This is a genomic window from Pedobacter sp. (genome assembly GCF_965227205.1).
Lineage (GTDB): Bacteria > Bacteroidota > Bacteroidia > Sphingobacteriales > Sphingobacteriaceae > Pedobacter.
Genome location: NZ_OZ245727.1, coordinates 4,721,786 through 4,739,157 on the forward strand (window position 1 = coordinate 4,721,786; position 17,372 = coordinate 4,739,157).

At 36.2% G+C, this 17,372-nt stretch carries 15 protein-coding genes; 11 read left to right on the forward strand and 4 right to left on the reverse strand.

The genetic code is table 11. The annotated features are described in order from the left end of the window. Positions 1-18 precede the first annotated feature (18 nt). From ACO05K_RS20575 to ACO05K_RS20590, 4 genes are all read left to right on the forward strand, one after another. Entirely contained in the window at positions 19-1,371 is a 1,353-nt protein-coding gene (locus tag ACO05K_RS20575) for a Gfo/Idh/MocA family protein (RefSeq protein WP_421946246.1), read from the forward strand. Positions 1,372-1,497: 126 nt separating this feature from the next. Next, positions 1,498-2,577: a phosphotransferase enzyme family protein gene (locus ACO05K_RS20580; RefSeq protein WP_421946247.1), complete on the forward strand. Its 1,080-nt coding sequence runs from the start codon at positions 1,498-1,500 to the stop codon at positions 2,575-2,577. A gap of 217 nt (positions 2,578-2,794) precedes the next feature. Then, complete coding sequence (locus ACO05K_RS20585; protein ID WP_421946248.1) at positions 2,795-5,821, forward strand: SusC/RagA family TonB-linked outer membrane protein; 3,027 nt, start codon at positions 2,795-2,797, stop codon at positions 5,819-5,821. A 16-nt stretch (positions 5,822-5,837) separates the two neighbouring features. After that, entirely contained in the window at positions 5,838-7,595 is a 1,758-nt protein-coding gene (locus tag ACO05K_RS20590) for a RagB/SusD family nutrient uptake outer membrane protein (RefSeq protein WP_421946249.1), read from the forward strand. A 101-nt stretch (positions 7,596-7,696) separates the two neighbouring features. On the opposite strand, the gene ACO05K_RS20595 is transcribed toward ACO05K_RS20590, so the two are convergent. Then, positions 7,697-8,353: a hypothetical protein gene (locus ACO05K_RS20595; RefSeq protein ID WP_421946250.1), complete on the reverse strand. Its 657-nt coding sequence runs from the start codon at positions 8,351-8,353 to the stop codon at positions 7,697-7,699. Between the two features lie 499 nt (positions 8,354-8,852). Here ACO05K_RS20595 and ACO05K_RS20600 point away from each other — a divergent pair, with 499 nt between their 5' ends. Further along, positions 8,853-9,749, forward strand: coding sequence for a DUF2268 domain-containing putative Zn-dependent protease (locus tag ACO05K_RS20600; RefSeq protein ID WP_421946251.1), 897 nt, complete (start codon positions 8,853-8,855; stop codon positions 9,747-9,749). 45 nt (positions 9,750-9,794) lie between these two features. On the opposite strand, the gene ACO05K_RS20605 is transcribed toward ACO05K_RS20600, so the two are convergent. Next, a complete protein-coding gene (locus ACO05K_RS20605) occupies positions 9,795-10,979 on the reverse strand; it encodes a hypothetical protein (RefSeq protein WP_421946252.1) in 1,185 nt (394 codons plus the stop codon). After that, on the reverse strand, positions 10,979-11,596 hold the full coding sequence (locus tag ACO05K_RS20610) for an RNA polymerase sigma factor (protein ID WP_421946253.1): 618 nt from the start codon (positions 11,594-11,596) through the stop codon (positions 10,979-10,981). Before ACO05K_RS20610 ends, ACO05K_RS20605 begins: the two co-directional genes overlap by 1 nt. A gap of 169 nt (positions 11,597-11,765) precedes the next feature. Between ACO05K_RS20610 and ACO05K_RS20615 the strand changes: the two genes are divergently transcribed. The 6 genes from ACO05K_RS20615 to ACO05K_RS20640 all read left to right on the forward strand — a co-directional run bounded on the left by ACO05K_RS20615 (position 11,766) and on the right by ACO05K_RS20640 (position 16,875). After that, positions 11,766-12,614: a hypothetical protein gene (locus ACO05K_RS20615; RefSeq protein WP_421946254.1), complete on the forward strand. Its 849-nt coding sequence runs from the start codon at positions 11,766-11,768 to the stop codon at positions 12,612-12,614. Positions 12,615-12,703: 89 nt separating this feature from the next. Beyond that, positions 12,704-13,264 carry a YceI family protein gene (locus tag ACO05K_RS20620; protein WP_421946255.1) on the forward strand — a complete coding sequence of 187 codons (561 nt, stop codon included), beginning with the start codon at positions 12,704-12,706 and terminating at the stop codon, positions 13,262-13,264. Positions 13,265-13,267: 3 nt separating this feature from the next. Further along, complete coding sequence (locus ACO05K_RS20625) at positions 13,268-14,206, forward strand: DUF5777 family beta-barrel protein (protein WP_421946256.1); 939 nt, start codon at positions 13,268-13,270, stop codon at positions 14,204-14,206. A gap of 10 nt (positions 14,207-14,216) precedes the next feature. Beyond that, positions 14,217-14,666 carry a ubiquinol-cytochrome c reductase iron-sulfur subunit gene (locus ACO05K_RS20630; RefSeq protein ID WP_421946257.1) on the forward strand — a complete coding sequence of 150 codons (450 nt, stop codon included), beginning with the start codon at positions 14,217-14,219 and terminating at the stop codon, positions 14,664-14,666. A gap of 249 nt (positions 14,667-14,915) precedes the next feature. Beyond that, positions 14,916-15,821, forward strand: a complete 906-nt coding sequence (locus ACO05K_RS20635; RefSeq protein WP_421946258.1) for a hypothetical protein — start codon at positions 14,916-14,918, stop codon at positions 15,819-15,821. A 238-nt stretch (positions 15,822-16,059) separates the two neighbouring features. Then, positions 16,060-16,875 (forward strand): abortive infection family protein, encoded by an 816-nt coding sequence (locus tag ACO05K_RS20640; protein ID WP_421946259.1) that lies wholly within the window; start codon positions 16,060-16,062, stop codon positions 16,873-16,875. A 70-nt stretch (positions 16,876-16,945) separates the two neighbouring features. Here ACO05K_RS20640 and ACO05K_RS20645 read toward each other — a convergent pair. Then, a partial coding sequence (locus ACO05K_RS20645; RefSeq protein ID WP_421946260.1) for a hypothetical protein occupies positions 16,946-17,372 on the reverse strand: 427 nt, incomplete at its 5' end.

Below are 17,372 nucleotides of genomic sequence, written 5' to 3' on the forward strand. Positions count from 1 at the left end.
TATAAAAATAATAGAATAATGGAACGTAGAGCGTTTATTAAAAACAGTACAATTACTGCAGCAGGAATTACAATTTTACCTGGCGGAACACTTTTTGCAAAATCTGATAGTGCTAAAGTTAGACTTGGTTACATTGGAGTAGGCGCAAGAGGAATGAGTCATATTTCTGAAGGTACTTTAAGAGATGATGTGGAAATTGTAGCCATTTGCGATACACAGGAAAGTTCGCTTAAAATTTGCCGTGCTTTTATTGCTAAAAAGGGTAGACCAGCAGCAACAGAATATACAGGCGGTGTTGATGCCTACAAGAAACTTTTAGAAAGAAAGGACATTGATGCGGTAATTATTGCAACACCTTGGCAATTTCATAGAGACCAAGCGGTTGATGCAATGAAAGCTGGCAAATATGTAGGTTGCGAGGTTATTGCAGGCTTAACTGTTCAAGATCATTGGGATATTGTAAATACGTCTGAAAAAACCGGAATGCCTTACATGACATTGGAAAATGTTTGCTATCGCAGAGATGTAATGGCGGCTTTAAACATGGTTAGACAAGGCGTTTTCGGTGAATTGGTTCATTTAGAAGGTGGTTATCAGCATAATTTAAGAAATGTACTTTTTAATGATGGAAAATCATACTACGGAAATGGTGTTGAATATGGTCCGAAAGCTTTGAGCGAAGCACAATGGAGAACTCAATTTAATATTGATCAGGATGGTGATTTATACCCAACTCATGGTGTTGGTCCAATTATGCAGTATGCAGATATTAACCGTGGTAACCGTTTCACTAACCTGGTTTCATTTAGTTCAAAAGCGAGAGGTTTGGCAGCTTATGTAGAAGATATGTCGCCTGGTCATCCAAATGCAAAAATAAATTATAAGAATGGTGATGTTACCACAACGCTATTAAATTGCGCAAATGGCGAAACCGTTTTATTGAGTCATGATACACATTTACCTCGCCCATATTCTATCGGATTCAGGGTGCAGGGTACCGATGGAATTTGGATGGATGTTAATAAATCTATCTACATTGAAAAAAATTCTAAAGGGAATGACAGATGGGAGCCAGTTAAAGAATGGTTCGAAAAGTATGATCATCCACTTTGGAAAAAATACGAAAAGGAAGCCGTTGGTGCAGGTCATGGTGGTATGGATTGGTTTGTGTTTAATGGCTTTATCCAGGCTGTAAAACAGAAAAAACAAACCCCGATTGATGTTTATGATTCAGTTACCATGAGTGTAATTGTTCCGCTTTCCACCAAATCTTTAAAAGAAGGAAATATGCCTCAAAAGTTTCCTGATTTTACAAAAGGTAAATGGAAAGAAAGAAAAAACACATTCGCCTTAGACGATAGTGGCTTTTAGTAAAAAAGTTGTGTAATCAGTTTTAGCATTTTATTTTCGTTATGGGCTTGAAACTTTCAGTTCATAACGAAAAGGCTAAACTCATAACCACCAGATTAAATTAACGAATAGAATTTAGCAAATCATATGATTGAAGAAGTATTGGAAAGGTTTGGATTGGATAAAACCAAAGCCAGTTATAAACCTTTCGGGAGCGGATTGATTAATAATACATGGAAAATTTCATCTCCTGAAGGAGATTATATTCTTCAAAAGATAAATACCCATGTGTTTTCTACACCAAAAGATATATCAGATAATATTCTGATGATTAAGCAATACCTGGATAGGGTAGCTCCAAAGTATTTTTTTGTCGGTCCTGTTCAAGCTAAAAATGGCGATTCGGTTTTAGAGTTTGATGGACAAGCGTACAGACTTTTTCCTTATGTAGCCAATTCTATTACTATTGATGAGGTAGAACATGCCGAACAGGCTTATCATGCTGCAAAGCAGTTTGGTAAGTTTACCCGTATGCTTGAAGCTTTTAATCCTGGAAAACTAAAAATTTCTATTCAGGATTTTCACAACTTACCCTTCAGGGTAACACAATATCAACATGCTTTATCCATAGCAAGCAAACAAAGATTGAACGCTGCCGAATGGGCAATAAAGGAAATAGACAGACATTTCGATATTGTAAAAACCTTTAATCAGGTTACTGAAAACAAAGAGTTAACGGTGAGGGTAATCCACCACGATACAAAAATTAGCAACGTACTTTTAAATAAAGATAACGGAAGCGGCATTTGTGTTATAGATTTAGATACGGTTATGCCGGGGTTTTTCATCAGTGATGTGGGCGATATGATGCGGACTTACCTTTCGCTATCTAATGAGGAAGAAACAGATTTCGATAACATACAAATCAGACCAGAAATGTTTGCCGCTATTTATAAAGGTTACATGGAAGAAATGGATAAAATCTTAAATGCATCAGAAAAGCAGCTTTTTATTTACAGCGGTAAGTTTATGATTTTTATGCAGGCCATACGTTTCTTAACCGATTTTTTGTCTGGCGATGTTTACTATAAAATCACGAGTACGAGGCATAACTTAAACCGAGCAGAAAATCAAATCTTTTTACTAAATAAGTACGTAGAAAGCGAACCTGTTTTTAATGATATTATTGCAAACAGGATTAAAGATTTAGAATTAATATCAAAATAGTTACCTAAGAATACATACCCAAAGTTAATAGTTAAAGAGCCACGGAAACGTGGCTTTTGTTGTTTTAAGTAATAATTACCATTGAATTTTACAGGATTTACTCTTAAATGGAATAAATTATGTTGTGCACTAATAAATAATGTATTTATATTTGATAAGCGTTTAATTGACGGTTATACTGTTTATTAAAGGTTCAACCTAAAAACCAAATATAAATATGAACAGACTTTACCTCGCTTGCATTCTATTGCTTGCAGTTTTTACTGTACAGGCACAAACCCGAAAACTCAGCGGAACAGTTTTTGAATCGGGTACTACAACTACAATTCCCGGCGCAAATATTTCTGTAGCTGGTACAGCTGCAAAAGCAATTAGTGATGTTAATGGTAAATTTACAATCGATATTGCTACTGATAAGGCCTATACTTTAGTAATTAGATATGTAGGTTATACAGATCAGTCTATTGTTATTCAACCTACCGATCAAAGCATCAAAGTCAACATGACTTCGCAGGCTAATGATTTAGACGAAGTTGTTGTGGTTGGTTTCGGAACCATTAAACGAAGAGATTTAACCGGAGCTGTTGCATCTGTAAAAGCAGCTGATATTGTTAAAGCGCCTACACACAATGCTATCGAAGCGATACAAGGTAGAGCTGCGGGTGTTGATATTACACGTAGCAGTGGTAGCGCAGGTGCAGGTGTAAACATTCAGATAAGAGGTACACGTTCAATTTCTAATAATCCATCACCTTTATATGTTATAGATGGAGTTCAGAACGGTGGAAGTATAAATAACATCAACCCGAACGATATTGAAACCATTGATGTATTGCAGGATGCTTCTTCAACGGCAATCTACGGTTCGCAAGGTGCAAACGGTGTTGTAATCATCACTACAAAAAAGGGAACATCAGGAAAACCGAGAATTTCTTACAATGGCTATTATGGTATTAATGGCGAAACTGCATTTCCAACACCACGCCAAGGTGAAGATTATTTAACGCTTAGAAGAGAATCTTTTAGAAATGATGCGGGTGTAATCACTCAAACCGATGCGCAAATATTTAATGGTGCGGGCGAATTAGCCGCAATTCAGGCAGGGGCATTTGTGAATTGGATGGATTTAGCTATCCAAAACGGTAGACAACAAAGCCATACGGTTTCGATAAGAGGTGGTTCTGAAGCAACAAAAGCATTATTCTCTTTGGGTTATTTTAACGAAGAAGGTGCGCTTAGAAATAACGATTATAACCGCTATAATTTTAGGTATAACATAGAACACAAAGTGAATAACTGGTTTAAAGCCGGTATTACTGGTCAGTTAGCTTACAGTAAAACCAATGCCCGCCGAGACCCATTATCTGCGGCGCTAACAGCTTTACCATTTGGTACACCTTACAACGCAGATGGAAGTATCAACATATTTCCTATGGGTGGTTTTGCAACAGGCAATACAGCTTTAAGTCCGCTTACTGACGAAAGAGCAGGTGCGGCGATTGATGAAAATTTAGGAACTGAAGTAAATGCAACCGGTTTTGCAGAACTAACACCTATAAAAGGACTTACCTACAGAATGAATTTCGGTACGGTGCTAAGCAACAGTAGAAGAGGCATTTTTAACGATCAGTTTTCGAATGCTCAAAATACAGTAAGGTATGCATCCGCTTCGCTTACAAATAATAATGGCAGATATTACAATTGGGATAATGTTATCACTTATAATAAAGCCATCAATAAACACAACTTTACTGTAACTGCATTATCAAGTTATATCCATAGCGATGCTGACGTAAATTCTGCAACAGGGATTAGACAAGTATTACCTTCTCAGGGTTTCAACAATCTTTTCGGTACTGAAGCATCAAGTCGTGTAACCACTTCTGGCTTTACTAGATTCGATTTGTTAGCTTTCGCAGGGCGATTAAATTACAGTTACGATGGTAAATACCTGTTTCAGGCAACTCAGCGTTGGGATGGTGCTTCGGTTCTTGCTCCTGGCAGAAAATGGGATGATTTCGCATCAGCTTCTGTGGGTTGGGTAATCAGCAGCGAGGCTTTTATGAAAAACCTGAAGCAGATTAGCAATTTAAAATTAAGAGCAAGTTATGGATCAGCGGGTAACTCAGGTAGTGTTTCTCCTTACGGCTCTCAAAGTTTAATTACCACTGTGCCTATGGGTTTTGGTGAGGTACCTGTTCCGGCATTTGGTTTTAGTGGTTCGGTAGCTAACCCCGATTTAGGTTGGGAACGTTCGGCAACGTTGAATACAGGTCTAGATATCGGCTTGTTTAACAACAGAATTTCCGGCTCACTTGAATTGTATCGTACTAAAACAACCGATATTATCTTAAGCAGAGGGCTTCCATTAACCAGCGGACAAAGTACAATTACACAAAATATTGGTGCAACACTTAACAGCGGTATTAATGCAAGTTTAACTACGGTTAATTTCCAGACTAAAGATTTTACCTGGAGTACAACAGCAACATTTTCTCGTAACAAGGAAAGAATTACAGATTTAATTGATGGAAGAAACATTGTAGCTTCGAACAATCCCGAAGAAAACTCTCTTTTTATTGGCTCGCAGGTAAAGGTATTTTACACTTACAAAAAGCTTGGAATTTGGCAATTAGATGAAAATCCAGGTGCATTGAGTTTAGCAGGGCAAGCTTTTAGGTTTGGCGATATTAAATTGCAAGATGTAAATGGCGATGGCATCATCGACCCTGCTAATGATAGACAAATTATTGGTGGTATTCAGCCAAAATGGTTTGGTGGTTTGCAAAATAATTTCAGATACAAAAACCTTGATTTAAGCATTTTCTTAATTGCAAGATACGGACAAACCGTTAAAGCAGAATTCGTTGGAAGATACAATCCGGGTGGTGTTGCTAACGGACCAGATAATTTTGATTACTGGACCATTAATAATCCTTCTAACGATTTTCCTCGTCCTCGCCAAGGTAACGGATTATCGAGTATCTATCCAAATCAGTACCAATCCTTATTATACATAGATGGTTCGTTTTTCAAAATTAAAAACATCCAGTTAGGTTATACATTGCCAAAGAGCATTACCGATAAATTAAAAATAGGTTCGTTAAGGGCTTATGCAACGGGGTCTAACATATTCACTTATTCAAAAAATAAATTATTGAGAGATTACGATCCAGAGCGTGGCGGTGCTGAATCATCACCATTGAGCCGCCAGTTTGTATTTGGTTTCAATTTAGATTTATAACATTTAAGAAATTATCATGAAAAGGAATATATTTTTGTTCGCAGCGCTTTTATCAGCTTCTTTAGTTTCTTGCGAAAAACGTTTAGATGAAGTTAACCCGGGGGGCGCAACTGCTGATGCAACCTGGACAACGCCACAAGGATTTGTTACGGCGGTTAATGGTGCGTACCAAGAACAACGTGCCTGGTATGGCAAAGAAGATGGTTTATTGGTTTCAGAAAGTGGAACTGATTTATGGTTTAATGCTAATAAAGCCAACTATGCAAATCAGCTTACTCGATACGAAGGTTTATCAGGCGCAACGCCAAGTTCTTCGTTAGCTGTTTTCAGGTTATTTTACAGAGCTGTTAATCTTTGTAATGCAGGGATAAACCGCATAGAAAATGCGGGCTTTACTGATGCCGCAGAAAAGAACCGAAGTTTGGGAGAATTAAGGTTTCTTCGTGGGTTTTATTACTGGCATATTGTAGAGCAATGGGGTGGTATTAATTTACGCACCCAAGAAACTACAACGGTAGAACTAACTGCTCAGCGTAGTCCTGTAAGTGCTTTTTACGATTTAATAATCAGCGATTTAAAATTTGCTGCAGATAACTTACCTGTTTCTTCTTTCTGGGGAGCAGAATACAGTCGTGCATCGAAAAAGGCTGCCCTTGGCTTTTTAGCAAGAGCCTATTTATCCAGAGCATATTATGCAACCGGAGCGGAGCGCACAGAATATTTTACACTTGCACGAAACACAGCAAACGAGGTAATTACACGCAAGGCTGAAATCGGAACAGATTTATGGGCAAGTCCTGCCGAGCTTTGGAACCCGGCAAATAATAAAAATAACAAAGAAGGATTATACATTATCAGTAATTCTACAAATACGGCGATTGATTATGATGGTAACGCAAATAGGTTACATGCATGGTATTTAACACAGTACAGCAATAAACCGGGTTTGGTTCAAAGTATCCCATACGGATTTGACGGTCAACGCCGTTTGCAGCCAACACGGTTTCTTTTAGATCTTTTTAACGAACAAATAGATGGCCGTTACGCTGCAAGTTTTCAAGAAAACTGGTTGGCAAATTCTACAACAAATGGTTCAACAGCATTTACTTGGACGGCTGCGCAAGCCGCTACTTACAGCAAGGCAGCAAGTGTTGTTGGTGCAACAGTTGTAAGTGGAACCGGACTTTCTTTACAGATTACTAAAAATGTTGTGGCTGATAAAGCCACTAAACCTTATGTGGTTGTAGATAGAGATGATTTATACAACGCAAATGGTACTATAAAATCGCTAACAGATTTTGTTGCATTAAAGAAGTTTTTAGATAATAACCGCACAGTTCCTAACTCTCAACCTGGCTTTAATGATGTAATTGTTATGCGTTTGGCAGAAATGTATTTAATCTCTGCTGAAGCAGAATTTCAACTTGGAAATTATGGTGCAGCAGCTACACAACTTAATGTGCTGCGTACACGAGCAGCAATTAAAACTCCAGTTAACCAAACTGCGGCAATGCAAACAACAGCTGCTGCGGTTCAAAGCGGAGGTATAGATTTTATTTTAGATGAGCGTGCCAGAGAACTTTGCGGAGAGCAAATCAGATGGTTTGATTTAAAACGTACTTTAACCGGCGACCAGTTTGTGGCTCGTATAAAATCTGCAAATCCGGATATTACCGCAGTGCAGGCATTCCACCGATTAAGACCAGTACCGCTAACCGAACTTAACGCTTTGCTAAATGCAGCAGAATTTGGTCAGAACCCAGGTTATCAATAAGATTTAAGTTAAAACAAAGAAAGCAGGCATTTTGCCTGCTTTTTTTTATAGATGTTGAGCTTCAAAACGTAATAGATCAAAGCAATAAAATTGAAAGATTACTATTTTGAATTTGTGTTTTTATTTTCATTATATTTTTGAAAAATCATAGCTAAATCGTCAAAACCCAGATATTTCGATTGAAATTGTTTAGTCAAAACCTGATTGTCGGAAAAAGCTTTAGATAAAATGTCTATATAATTCTTTTTAGTTAGTTCGTACGTTGTATTGCCTTCTTCGTACATAAAAGTTTCATCTATTGATGTCTTTCCTCCGCTGTTTGAAAATGAATTTGTGTTAGAGAAAATTGGCCTTCCTCCAGAAGCATGCATGGTTGGTGCGGCACTCATACTTACACTTCCTGAACCAGCAGTTGTTGAAATGTTAAATTTTCTGAAAAATTTTGTTGCTGGTGTTAGCGCAGCCAGGCTGCCTAAATAAAGTTTATTAGGTTTATTATTTTCGGTTTTAACTACCAAACTATCTCTTCCACCAGATAATACAACAGATTGTATCTTGTCTAAAGCAATTATTTGCTTCTCGGTTTCATTGTCTCTCCTGTAAACTATTGAATTTAAAGAAGATGGGACATATAGAAAGCCATCCAATTTTTGTCCGTTGGTTGTGTAGTAGTGTCCGTATTTGAAATCACGGGCTTCTTGTGCCTGTACGGTTATAGATAAGATAACCAATACGATGAGTAGATTTAATTTTAACATGTTTAGATGATTAGATTGTTAAAAATACTAATGTCTGAAGACAAATCAAATGCATTTTAGATTCAGTATTGTAAAATATTAGTTGTTACCGTTTACAGCTAATGCTATTTAAAATTAATAATGGAAAATGATGACAGATTTTTCGGTTTACGTTCCTGGTAACATGTTTGATGCTTGTTCGGTCTTTCTGCGAGAAAAAGCACTATTTTTCGAACAAGGTATGAAGGAGGGTGCGGGAAGGTTCGATGCAGTCAGCTAGTTGAGGTAGATAAAGAGTAGACTTGAGGTGGACTTGATGCGGACTTAAGGTAGACTTGTAGTAATTTGATTTGAAAAATATGAGAATTTGAGATTTATAATCTCTGTTTATTTCTTAAGTAAAGATACGAATTATGGAAAACAGAAGGTGTAAATTTTAATAAAGAAATAGTTGACCTTGTTAATTATATGCATGCAACCTTTCATTTGTAATTTTCGTCTGCCTATAAAACCTTTTTCTATGAAAAAATACCTTCTGTTTTTATGCTGCTCATTTGCACTTAATATTTGTTTTGCCCAAAAGAAATCTTTCCCTACAAGCCCGTTGGATGCCAGTTTTGTAACAACGGATATTAATAACTTTTGGCTAGCATTCGATAGTTTGGGTAAGGGCAGTCAGAATCCATTTGAAGAATATATCAATAAAGGCTCAATCGGTTTGAAGGGTTTTATTCCAAATCGTATAATCAGTGCCGATGAATTGCTTAAGATGGTTACAAAGCGAAAGGCCGAGTATGAAAAAACCAGAAAGGTAGATAGCTTAATAAAAGCAAAGGAAAAGTTAATCAAGCCTTATTTTTATGCATTGGAGTACTGGTATCCTGATGCCGTATATCCGCCAGTTTATTTTATCATGGGTAGATTTAACAGTGGTGGAACTGCTTCTCCGGATGGTTTATTGATTGGAGCTGAAATGCTGACCAGTTTAGATCATCTACCCGAACTCGTTATTCACGAATCCGTACATTTTCAGCAAAAGTTTCCGAATGGAGGCGAAACTAATTTGCTGCAGCAATCCATTATAGAAGGTTCTGCTGATTTTATCGCAGAACTGGTTACCGGACTTAAAGGAAATAAGAAAGCCAACACTTATGGAAATGCGCATAAAGATGAGTTGTGTGCCGAATTTGTTAAGCTAATGGATAAACAAAACTTCGAAGACTGGCTTTACGGTACAAGCGGAAAGGATAAAAGACCTAACGACCTCGGGTACTGGATTGGTTATGAAATCACAAAAGCGTATTACGAACAACAACCCGATAAAAAACAAGCCGTAAAGGAAATTCTGAATATTAAAGATTTTCAGGTTTTTTTAAAGAAAAGCGGGTATTTGAATGCTTACTTAAAGGTTAATTAAAGGCAATATTGTTTCAGAAAAAAATTGTTTAATAACGATTTCCAGCTATTTCTTATTAAATATATCAGTCATATTAACTGAAATTGCAACACCAGTAGAAGATAGCTTAGAATTGCCGTATCCAATATTTGTTAACGGGATTTTCATAAACGGACTTATACCTACAGCAAATTTGTTATTGATTTTATGCTGAAAAGTTACGCCAACGTTAGCAATACCCAGTAGGTGTTGGTTTTGATTACGAATTTGGTATGAGCTAGGTCCACTTGCATAACTATTTTGATATGTGTAATCGTATCTTTCCTTAAGCATCAGGTAGCTTGATAATCCTGATGTTACAACAAGGCTGTTTCTATTATTGCTAAACAGCTTATAATTTACGTTGATAGGGATATCCAATACATCGCAGTTAGCATGAATATTAGATGGCTGATTTTTAAATATGTAATTCGTTATTGGATTGTATAGGCTGAAATCTGAATCGTAAAGTTTTTTTGCATAAGACACGCCGCTGGTAATGCTTAATCGTTTGGATATCGATACCGTAGCTTCTAATCCTAAACTGCCACTTAGATTACCCTGACCAGATCCCCGTACGCTGGTAATATCCGGTGCTGCTACAAAACTTAAAGAAACTGATGGCTTACGCTGAGTACTTTCAAGTTTTGCCAATACGGTTGGCTTAGTAATTATTTTGGTGTTTAATCGTGTACTAGCTAAATCAGTTTTCAACTGATAAGGTTTAACAAGTTGTATTTGGGCAACTGTATTATTCAGCAGCATTTGTGTGTTGGTACTTAATGATGAATCTTGAAACTCTGTAGCAGCAGTACTAGGTTCGTTTCGTTTGTTTGTTTTTTTTGTAAGAAATCCATCAGCTTCAATAAATTTTAAATTATTTTTTTCTGGTGATTTATCAGCTAATGTTTCATTTATTTTTTCACGAGATTTTTCTGCCTCAATTATTTCAGTATTTTTTTTCAGATTGATTTTGTTTTTATTGGTAAATTGAGAAACAGGTTTTTGGCTAGAGTTAAATACTAAAAATGCTATTAACAACATCGCAGCAACTCCAGCTGCAGCACTTATCCAGAAAAAAGGAATAACACGACGCTTATCTGCCTTATCGAGTTTTTTATCCATCGCCACCCAATCCATTTCATTAAATGGTAAATCAGGATTTTCAAGCCCCTCTTTAAATAACTTATCTATATCTTTTTCCACTTTCATTAAATATTCGTATTTAACTTTATCTGCATTACTTCATGCTTATCTGTAAGCTTACGCTTTAGGTCTATTTCTTCATTCTCTTTCAGTAATTCTTGTAACTTTTGCCTGGCCTTAAATAAATTAGATTTAGAGGTGCCTACAGAAATACTAAGCATCTGAGCTATTTCCTCGTGTGAGTAACCATCAATGGCAAATAAGTTGAATACTGTGCGATAGGCTGGACTGAGCATTTGAATCATTTTCAAAAGATCCTCGTAGGCGAGTTTATCATTAACCTGGCTCAAAGGCTCTGCAGCATCTAAAGCATCGAGGCCAACATGTGCTGAAAATTTTAAGTTAACACGATAAAAATCGATAGATGTATTGGTTATGATTCTGCCAAGCCAAGGTAGAAAAGCCTTATTTGTATCGTAATTGGATATGTTTTTAAAAACTTTGAAAAAAGCTTCATTTAATATTCCTGAAGCATCCAGCTTATCATTCGCATAACGTAAGCAAATGCCCATAGCAAAGCTGTAAAAATGCTGGTATAGTGCTTTTTGACTATTCCTTTCATTTTTAATGCAGCCCTCTATATACGTTTTAACTAAATGTTCGCTATCAAGCTTTATGCTCACTGATTCTCCTTTCAATTTACATTACGAAAGGCTTTGCACAAAGGTTGCCTGCAGAATCATTTTTTTTAAAAATCTTTTCAAAAAAAAACTTTAATGGTTTAGGCAACCATAGTTATTTGGTTTGCGTAATCACTTCAAATATAATTACTAATCCTTTAACTAAAACCTTATGATAAACGTATTTAACAAAAAATTAATCGGTATAGGCTGCATAATTATTCTTTTTATTTCAGCTTGTAAGAAATCTGGAAACGAAGAGCCGGTTGCAGAAAAAAAAGGTATTCAATTAAAAACTGATGCTAAGTTTGGATCAGTCCTGACTGACCAAGATGGAAAGAATCTTTACTTTTTCGCATCGGATGTTGCCGGAACAGCCAACTGTACTGGCGGTTGCGAAGCTGTTTGGCCACTTTATTATTCGGCTGATGCAAGTACAGATATGAATCTCGACAAAACACAGGTAGGTACAATAACCAGAGCAGATGGTAGAAAACAAAGTACTTACAAAGGCTATCCGCTGTATTATTATGCAAACGACCTAACTGTAGGTGAAGTTAAAGGCGATGGTGTTGGAGGGATTTGGTTTGTAGCCAAGCCAGATTATTCCTTAATGCTTGCCAATGCACAGCTCACCGGCCTAAACGGAAAATTATATACATCAGCTTACATAGAAGGGACAGGTAATACCAGGTATTTTACAGATGGGGCAGGAAGAACATTGTACGCGTTTTCGCCAGATAAAAATAATAAAAACACGTTTACCAGAGCTGATTTAAGTAATAATACCATTTGGCCAGTATATGAAGCAGAGCTAAAAAGTTTGCCTTCAATTATTACAAAAGATTTAATTGGGTTAACAGATGTGTTTGGGAAAAAGCAAATGACCTATAAAGGCTGGCCATTGTATTATTTCAATCAGGATTTAAACAGAGGCGAAAATAAAGGCGTTAGTGTTGGCGCTGCTCCAGGATTTTGGCCAGTGCTCACGCTGAACACAACTGTAGCACCGGCACCTTAAAAAGGGTATAAAATTAGGGAAGTTGTTAATTCAGGTTACAACTTCCCAAAATGCATTCCTTCATTTCAAAATAAACCAACAAAACAAAAATGAAACCCAACAAAATTGTAATCGCATTACTTATGCTCGCTTTTATATTATTGCGATGCTTGACAATAAGTGCACAAAGCTATACTTCATCAAACATTACTTCATCTTTTTACTCAAAAACTCCTATCGAAGATATTAAGGCTTCGAGCAGTAAAACCACAGCCGTAATTATATCAAATAGTGGCGAATTTGCTTTTCAGGTTTCAATAAAAAGTTTTGAGTTTGAAAAGAAACTGATGCAGGAGCATTTTAATGAAAATTATCTGGAAAGTGATAAATATCCTACGGCTTCATTCAAAGGTAAAATCGAGCCTAATATAAGTTGGACAACTGATGGCGTATATACCACAACCGCAAAAGGTATACTAATGGTTCATGGACAAGGCAGAGCCCGAAATATTCCAGTTAAAATTACACTTAAAGATAAGCAGGCAACTATTGAAGCCAATTTTGATGTGGCTTGCGTTGATCATAATATCAAAATTCCAACGTTGGTTTTTACGAAAATCGCAAAAATTATCAATGTTAAAGTTAACGGAACCCTTAACCAAAAACCATAAAAAATGATTAGAAAATATACTTTAACTGCATTTCTTATAATGTTGTGCAATGTGCTTTTTGCCCAATCGGTCGATTCGTTACTCAATACTATGGTTGATAGTAGCGCATTAAAAACCCATAACCCAACTTTTAAATCAACCCGAATTGTACTTTCTCATTCAACGGAAACGCAAAAGGCACACGATTTAGATATGCGCATCCGTCACCATTTTGGAGATATTGGTGGGGAATTTGGAAGTGGACATACGCTGTACGGTTTAGATGTTGCATCTGATTTGTTTATCGGTTTCGATTACGGTATTACTGATAAACTTACAGTTAGTATAGGAAGAAGTAAGCATGACGAACTTTACAATGGATTTATTAAGTATAAAATTTTTGAACAAAATGGAGGACAAAGCCACAATTTTCCGGTTAACGTTACTTTTTTGGCGCAGATGGCTTGGATAACCAGAAAGCCATTTGCTACTAACGAATTTCCATCTTACGCAAATCGCTTTACTTATTTTTTGCAGCCTTTAATTTCCAGAAGAATAACCGAAAGAATTTCACTGCAGTTAGCACCAGCTCTTTTATTGCGTAAAAACACAACAGAAATAAACGACCCGGATAACCTGTTTAGTTTAGGCTTTGCCGGGCGGATGAAACTAACCAAGCGCTTGTCTTTTGTTGCAGATTATACATTTGTAAATGGCTTAAATCGCCCTAAAACATTGGTTCAGCAGTTTTATAACCCATTAGGTGTAGGCTTAGAAATTGAGACTGGAGGGCATGTGTTTTCCCTCAATTTTATGAATTCCGAATACATTTCAGAAAACAGTTTTATTCCTGATACCAAAAAATCGTGGAAACATGGAGGCGTACGCTTCGGGTTTACCATATCCAGGAATTTCACACTCTACAAATCAAAAGATAAAAATATCCAATCTAAAATATACTAAAAATAAAAAAATGGAACGTAACGAATTTATTAAATCGCTTGGTTTAGGGGTTGCTTTGGTTTGTACTGGTAGCTGTTTTGCTGGCTGCGGCAGTAAAGGTGATGACCCTCAACCAGGTAATCCAGGCGGCGGAAACCCTCCGGCTGGTGGTGTAAGTGTCAATTTATCTACACAATTGTTAACCGTTGGTGCCTCACTTGTTGTAAGTGGTATTTTGTTTATCCGTACAGCAGCAGGAAATGCAACAACTTCTTTTGCTGCTACGCAAGCCGTTTGTCCGCATCAAGGTGGTTCTCTTGGTTTTATACAAGCAAGTAACTATATACAATGTAGTTTGCATAGTGCAAGATACAGCACTGGTGGAACCATTCTTGCCCAGCCTAATGATGGTGGAACTACCACTGCATTAAAGGTTTATACTTTGACTATGAATGGCGATACGCTTACTGCAAACGGATAGTTTGTGTTTAGATTTGCGGTGAATCGGATATCAATTAACATAACCCATGTGATAAAAACCCAGTTTGGTTGTACTTTTTATTACATGGGTTGTTGACTTTTTACGAATATTTTCTTCTTTCCTTCAGGAGCAAACTAATTTACATTCTGTTCTCTTTCACTAAGTTTTGATTAACTATTTTGCAAATTGATTTGATGGTTCCGAAAAGGATATCCAAATTCGTTGTTACATATCAAATTTAGAACCATAGTGAACATTAATAAAATTGTCCCTGTCAGAATTGCTTTTTTATCTTTTTTGTTGGTATGCTTAGGCTATTGTGCATCTGCACAGATTACAGGAGCTAAGATTGTTCCCGCAGCGCTTAGCGAGATATCTGGCTTATTTATCTCCAATAATAATCTTTTATTTGTTCATAACGATAGTGGGGATACCTCACGATTTTTTGCCATAGATGCTAAAGGCAATCTTTTGTCTACATTATTTTTTAAGGGAGATCCTTCAAAAAAGAATTTTGGAGTAACTGACTGCGAAGATATGGCCGGTGGTCCAGGGCCTGTAAAAGATAAAAGTTACATCTACCTTGGCGATATCGGAGACAATGGTAATAACCGACCTTACGTTACGGTGTATCGTTTCGCAGAACCGAGCAAATTATCAAGTAAGATGCAGGTTGAAAGTGAGGCCGTTTATCTTAAATATCCAAATGGCCCGCAAGATGCCGAAACTTTAATGATTGACCCAATTTCGAAAGAATTGATTATAATCTCCAAACGACAAGATACGGTTGGAGTATATTCCGCTTCACTCAATTTCAAAAACAAAGATACCGTTACCATGAAAAAACAGGGAAGCCTTTTCTTACCCGGCAAAGGTTTGTTTAAATATGTGGTTTCTGGAGACATATCTCGTGATGGGCGACAGATTATATTAAAAACCTATACTAATGTTTATTATTGGCTGCGGAATGGTAAGGAATCAATTTCACAAACCTTAAAACGAACGCCAACAAAACTTCCCTACATCATGGAGCCGCAAGGCGAAGCTGTTGGTTTCACTCCAGATGGAAAGGCTTACTACAGCATCAGCGAAGGAAAAAATGCAGTGATTTATCGGTATGATGTTTCTAAAATGCCAAGTGGTGCTGTAAAGTAGGTTAAAAAAATCACTCAATTTTTATTTGTAGGTTTTACACGCATGCTTCAGGAATGAGATTTTATTTAACTGGATTGCAAATCCACTTTTATCTTAAGTTCAAGATGCGTTAATACTAACGTCCTGAACAGCTGGGAGAAAGGAAATATTGTAAAATCTTTTCCAGAATTGAGTTATTGTCAAACTTTAATAGGAAACACCATTAACATGATTATTTCAAAATATTATATATTAGTGTATGGTTGATTTATCCTTCGATGAAAAGAAAATAGTTAAACATAATCTTATACAACAGGGTTATGTTTTGGGTTTCTCCAATAATACTCTTAATGACTTTGTGTATGATGTAACAAAGAAAAATATAGATGACCCAAAGTATTCAGAGAATAATTCAGGTTCGAAGGGACAGCGTTTATTAAAGTTTATGGAATTGGAGTCCGACTACACTGTTGGAATATTGTTGAAGGCACTTTATGGAGAGTTGGTGCAGTTCCATTATAATAACGGTAAGTCTAGAGATGTGTCTTATTATGGGATTTATTCAAAAATTTTTGAACGTCTAATTAGTGGAGGAAATGTAGTTGAGCACATTGATGCTATACAAGCAAATAACGAAGATAAAGACTTTAATACTTTGGCGAAATTGATAAGGGAAAGTATTGAAAAGAATGAACCAGAGGCTGCATTGGATAGATTACATACATTCTTAATAAAGTTTTTGAAAGAACTCTGTGATAGTCATGGCGTTATTTATACAAAAGATGAAACGGTTAACGCTCTCTACGGCAAGTATATTAAAATTATTCGTGAGAAAAATTTTATTGAATCTGAAATGGTTGACAAAATTATAAAGTTTTCATTTCAAATAATGGAAGCTTTCAATGATATACGAAATAACAAAAGCTTTGCTCACGACAACCCAATTTTAAATTATGATGAAAGTGTACTTATTTTCAGTAACGTAACAGCTATGGTTCGATTTATACAAGCAATGGAAGCCAAACATAAAAATACTGCGGTTGCAGAAGCAGAATCTGATTGGGGATCATTCTAGTATGAATTGGTTATAAAAAGTTATCCAATCACTTTAAAATTTTCATGCTTAGCTGAAGAGAAATAAGTTATTAGAACGCTATTAAACATCCTCTTAATCTTTTGCTGTTAAATTCTTCCATAAGTCTTAATTGATGTTCCTTTAAAAATAAAAGTACTTTGATAGCTTTATTGTAGGTAGCAAAGCAGTAATCAGTAGACTCAAATTCATGTTTGTCCAATATAGATATATGTACATTATTTCTGATTTCATTAAGATGCATTAAATCATCACATATTTCTGGGTATTGGTTAGCATACTTCTCATAGTAATACCTTAAAGCATCCTTTACCTTCATATGCCTTGTGGACTTTATGTAATGATCACATTTAGAATTGTACTTACAAACTGTTTTGCCTCCATTTTCTACGCAAAACTTATGATGTTCAGCCATTGAGCATATCAATAATGCTTCAATAATTGAAACTAAGTTGATGATTGCTGCTTTAAAAAAGAAT

What these genes read in the sequence shown, in the direction of transcription:
- ACO05K_RS20620 (WP_421946255.1), top strand. Translation starts at nt 12,704, where the DNA reads ATGAAACCCAACAAAATTGTAATCGCATTACTTATGCTCGCTTTTATA.
- ACO05K_RS20580 (WP_421946247.1), top strand. Translation starts at nt 1,498, where the DNA reads ATGATTGAAGAAGTATTGGAAAGGTTTGGATTGGATAAAACCAAAGCC.
- ACO05K_RS20600 (WP_421946251.1), top strand. Translation starts at nt 8,853, where the DNA reads ATGAAAAAATACCTTCTGTTTTTATGCTGCTCATTTGCACTTAATATT.
- ACO05K_RS20615 (WP_421946254.1), top strand. Translation starts at nt 11,766, where the DNA reads ATGATAAACGTATTTAACAAAAAATTAATCGGTATAGGCTGCATAATT.
- ACO05K_RS20625 (WP_421946256.1), top strand. Translation starts at nt 13,268, where the DNA reads ATGATTAGAAAATATACTTTAACTGCATTTCTTATAATGTTGTGCAAT.
- ACO05K_RS20575 (WP_421946246.1), top strand. Translation starts at nt 19, where the DNA reads ATGGAACGTAGAGCGTTTATTAAAAACAGTACAATTACTGCAGCAGGA.
- ACO05K_RS20640 (WP_421946259.1), top strand. Translation starts at nt 16,060, where the DNA reads ATGGTTGATTTATCCTTCGATGAAAAGAAAATAGTTAAACATAATCTT.
- ACO05K_RS20585 (WP_421946248.1), top strand. Translation starts at nt 2,795, where the DNA reads ATGAACAGACTTTACCTCGCTTGCATTCTATTGCTTGCAGTTTTTACT.
- ACO05K_RS20595 (WP_421946250.1), bottom strand. Translation starts at nt 8,353, where the DNA reads ATGTTAAAATTAAATCTACTCATCGTATTGGTTATCTTATCTATAACC.
- ACO05K_RS20605 (WP_421946252.1), bottom strand. Translation starts at nt 10,979, where the DNA reads ATGAAAGTGGAAAAAGATATAGATAAGTTATTTAAAGAGGGGCTTGAA.
- ACO05K_RS20590 (WP_421946249.1), top strand. Translation starts at nt 5,838, where the DNA reads ATGAAAAGGAATATATTTTTGTTCGCAGCGCTTTTATCAGCTTCTTTA.
- ACO05K_RS20630 (WP_421946257.1), top strand. Translation starts at nt 14,217, where the DNA reads ATGGAACGTAACGAATTTATTAAATCGCTTGGTTTAGGGGTTGCTTTG.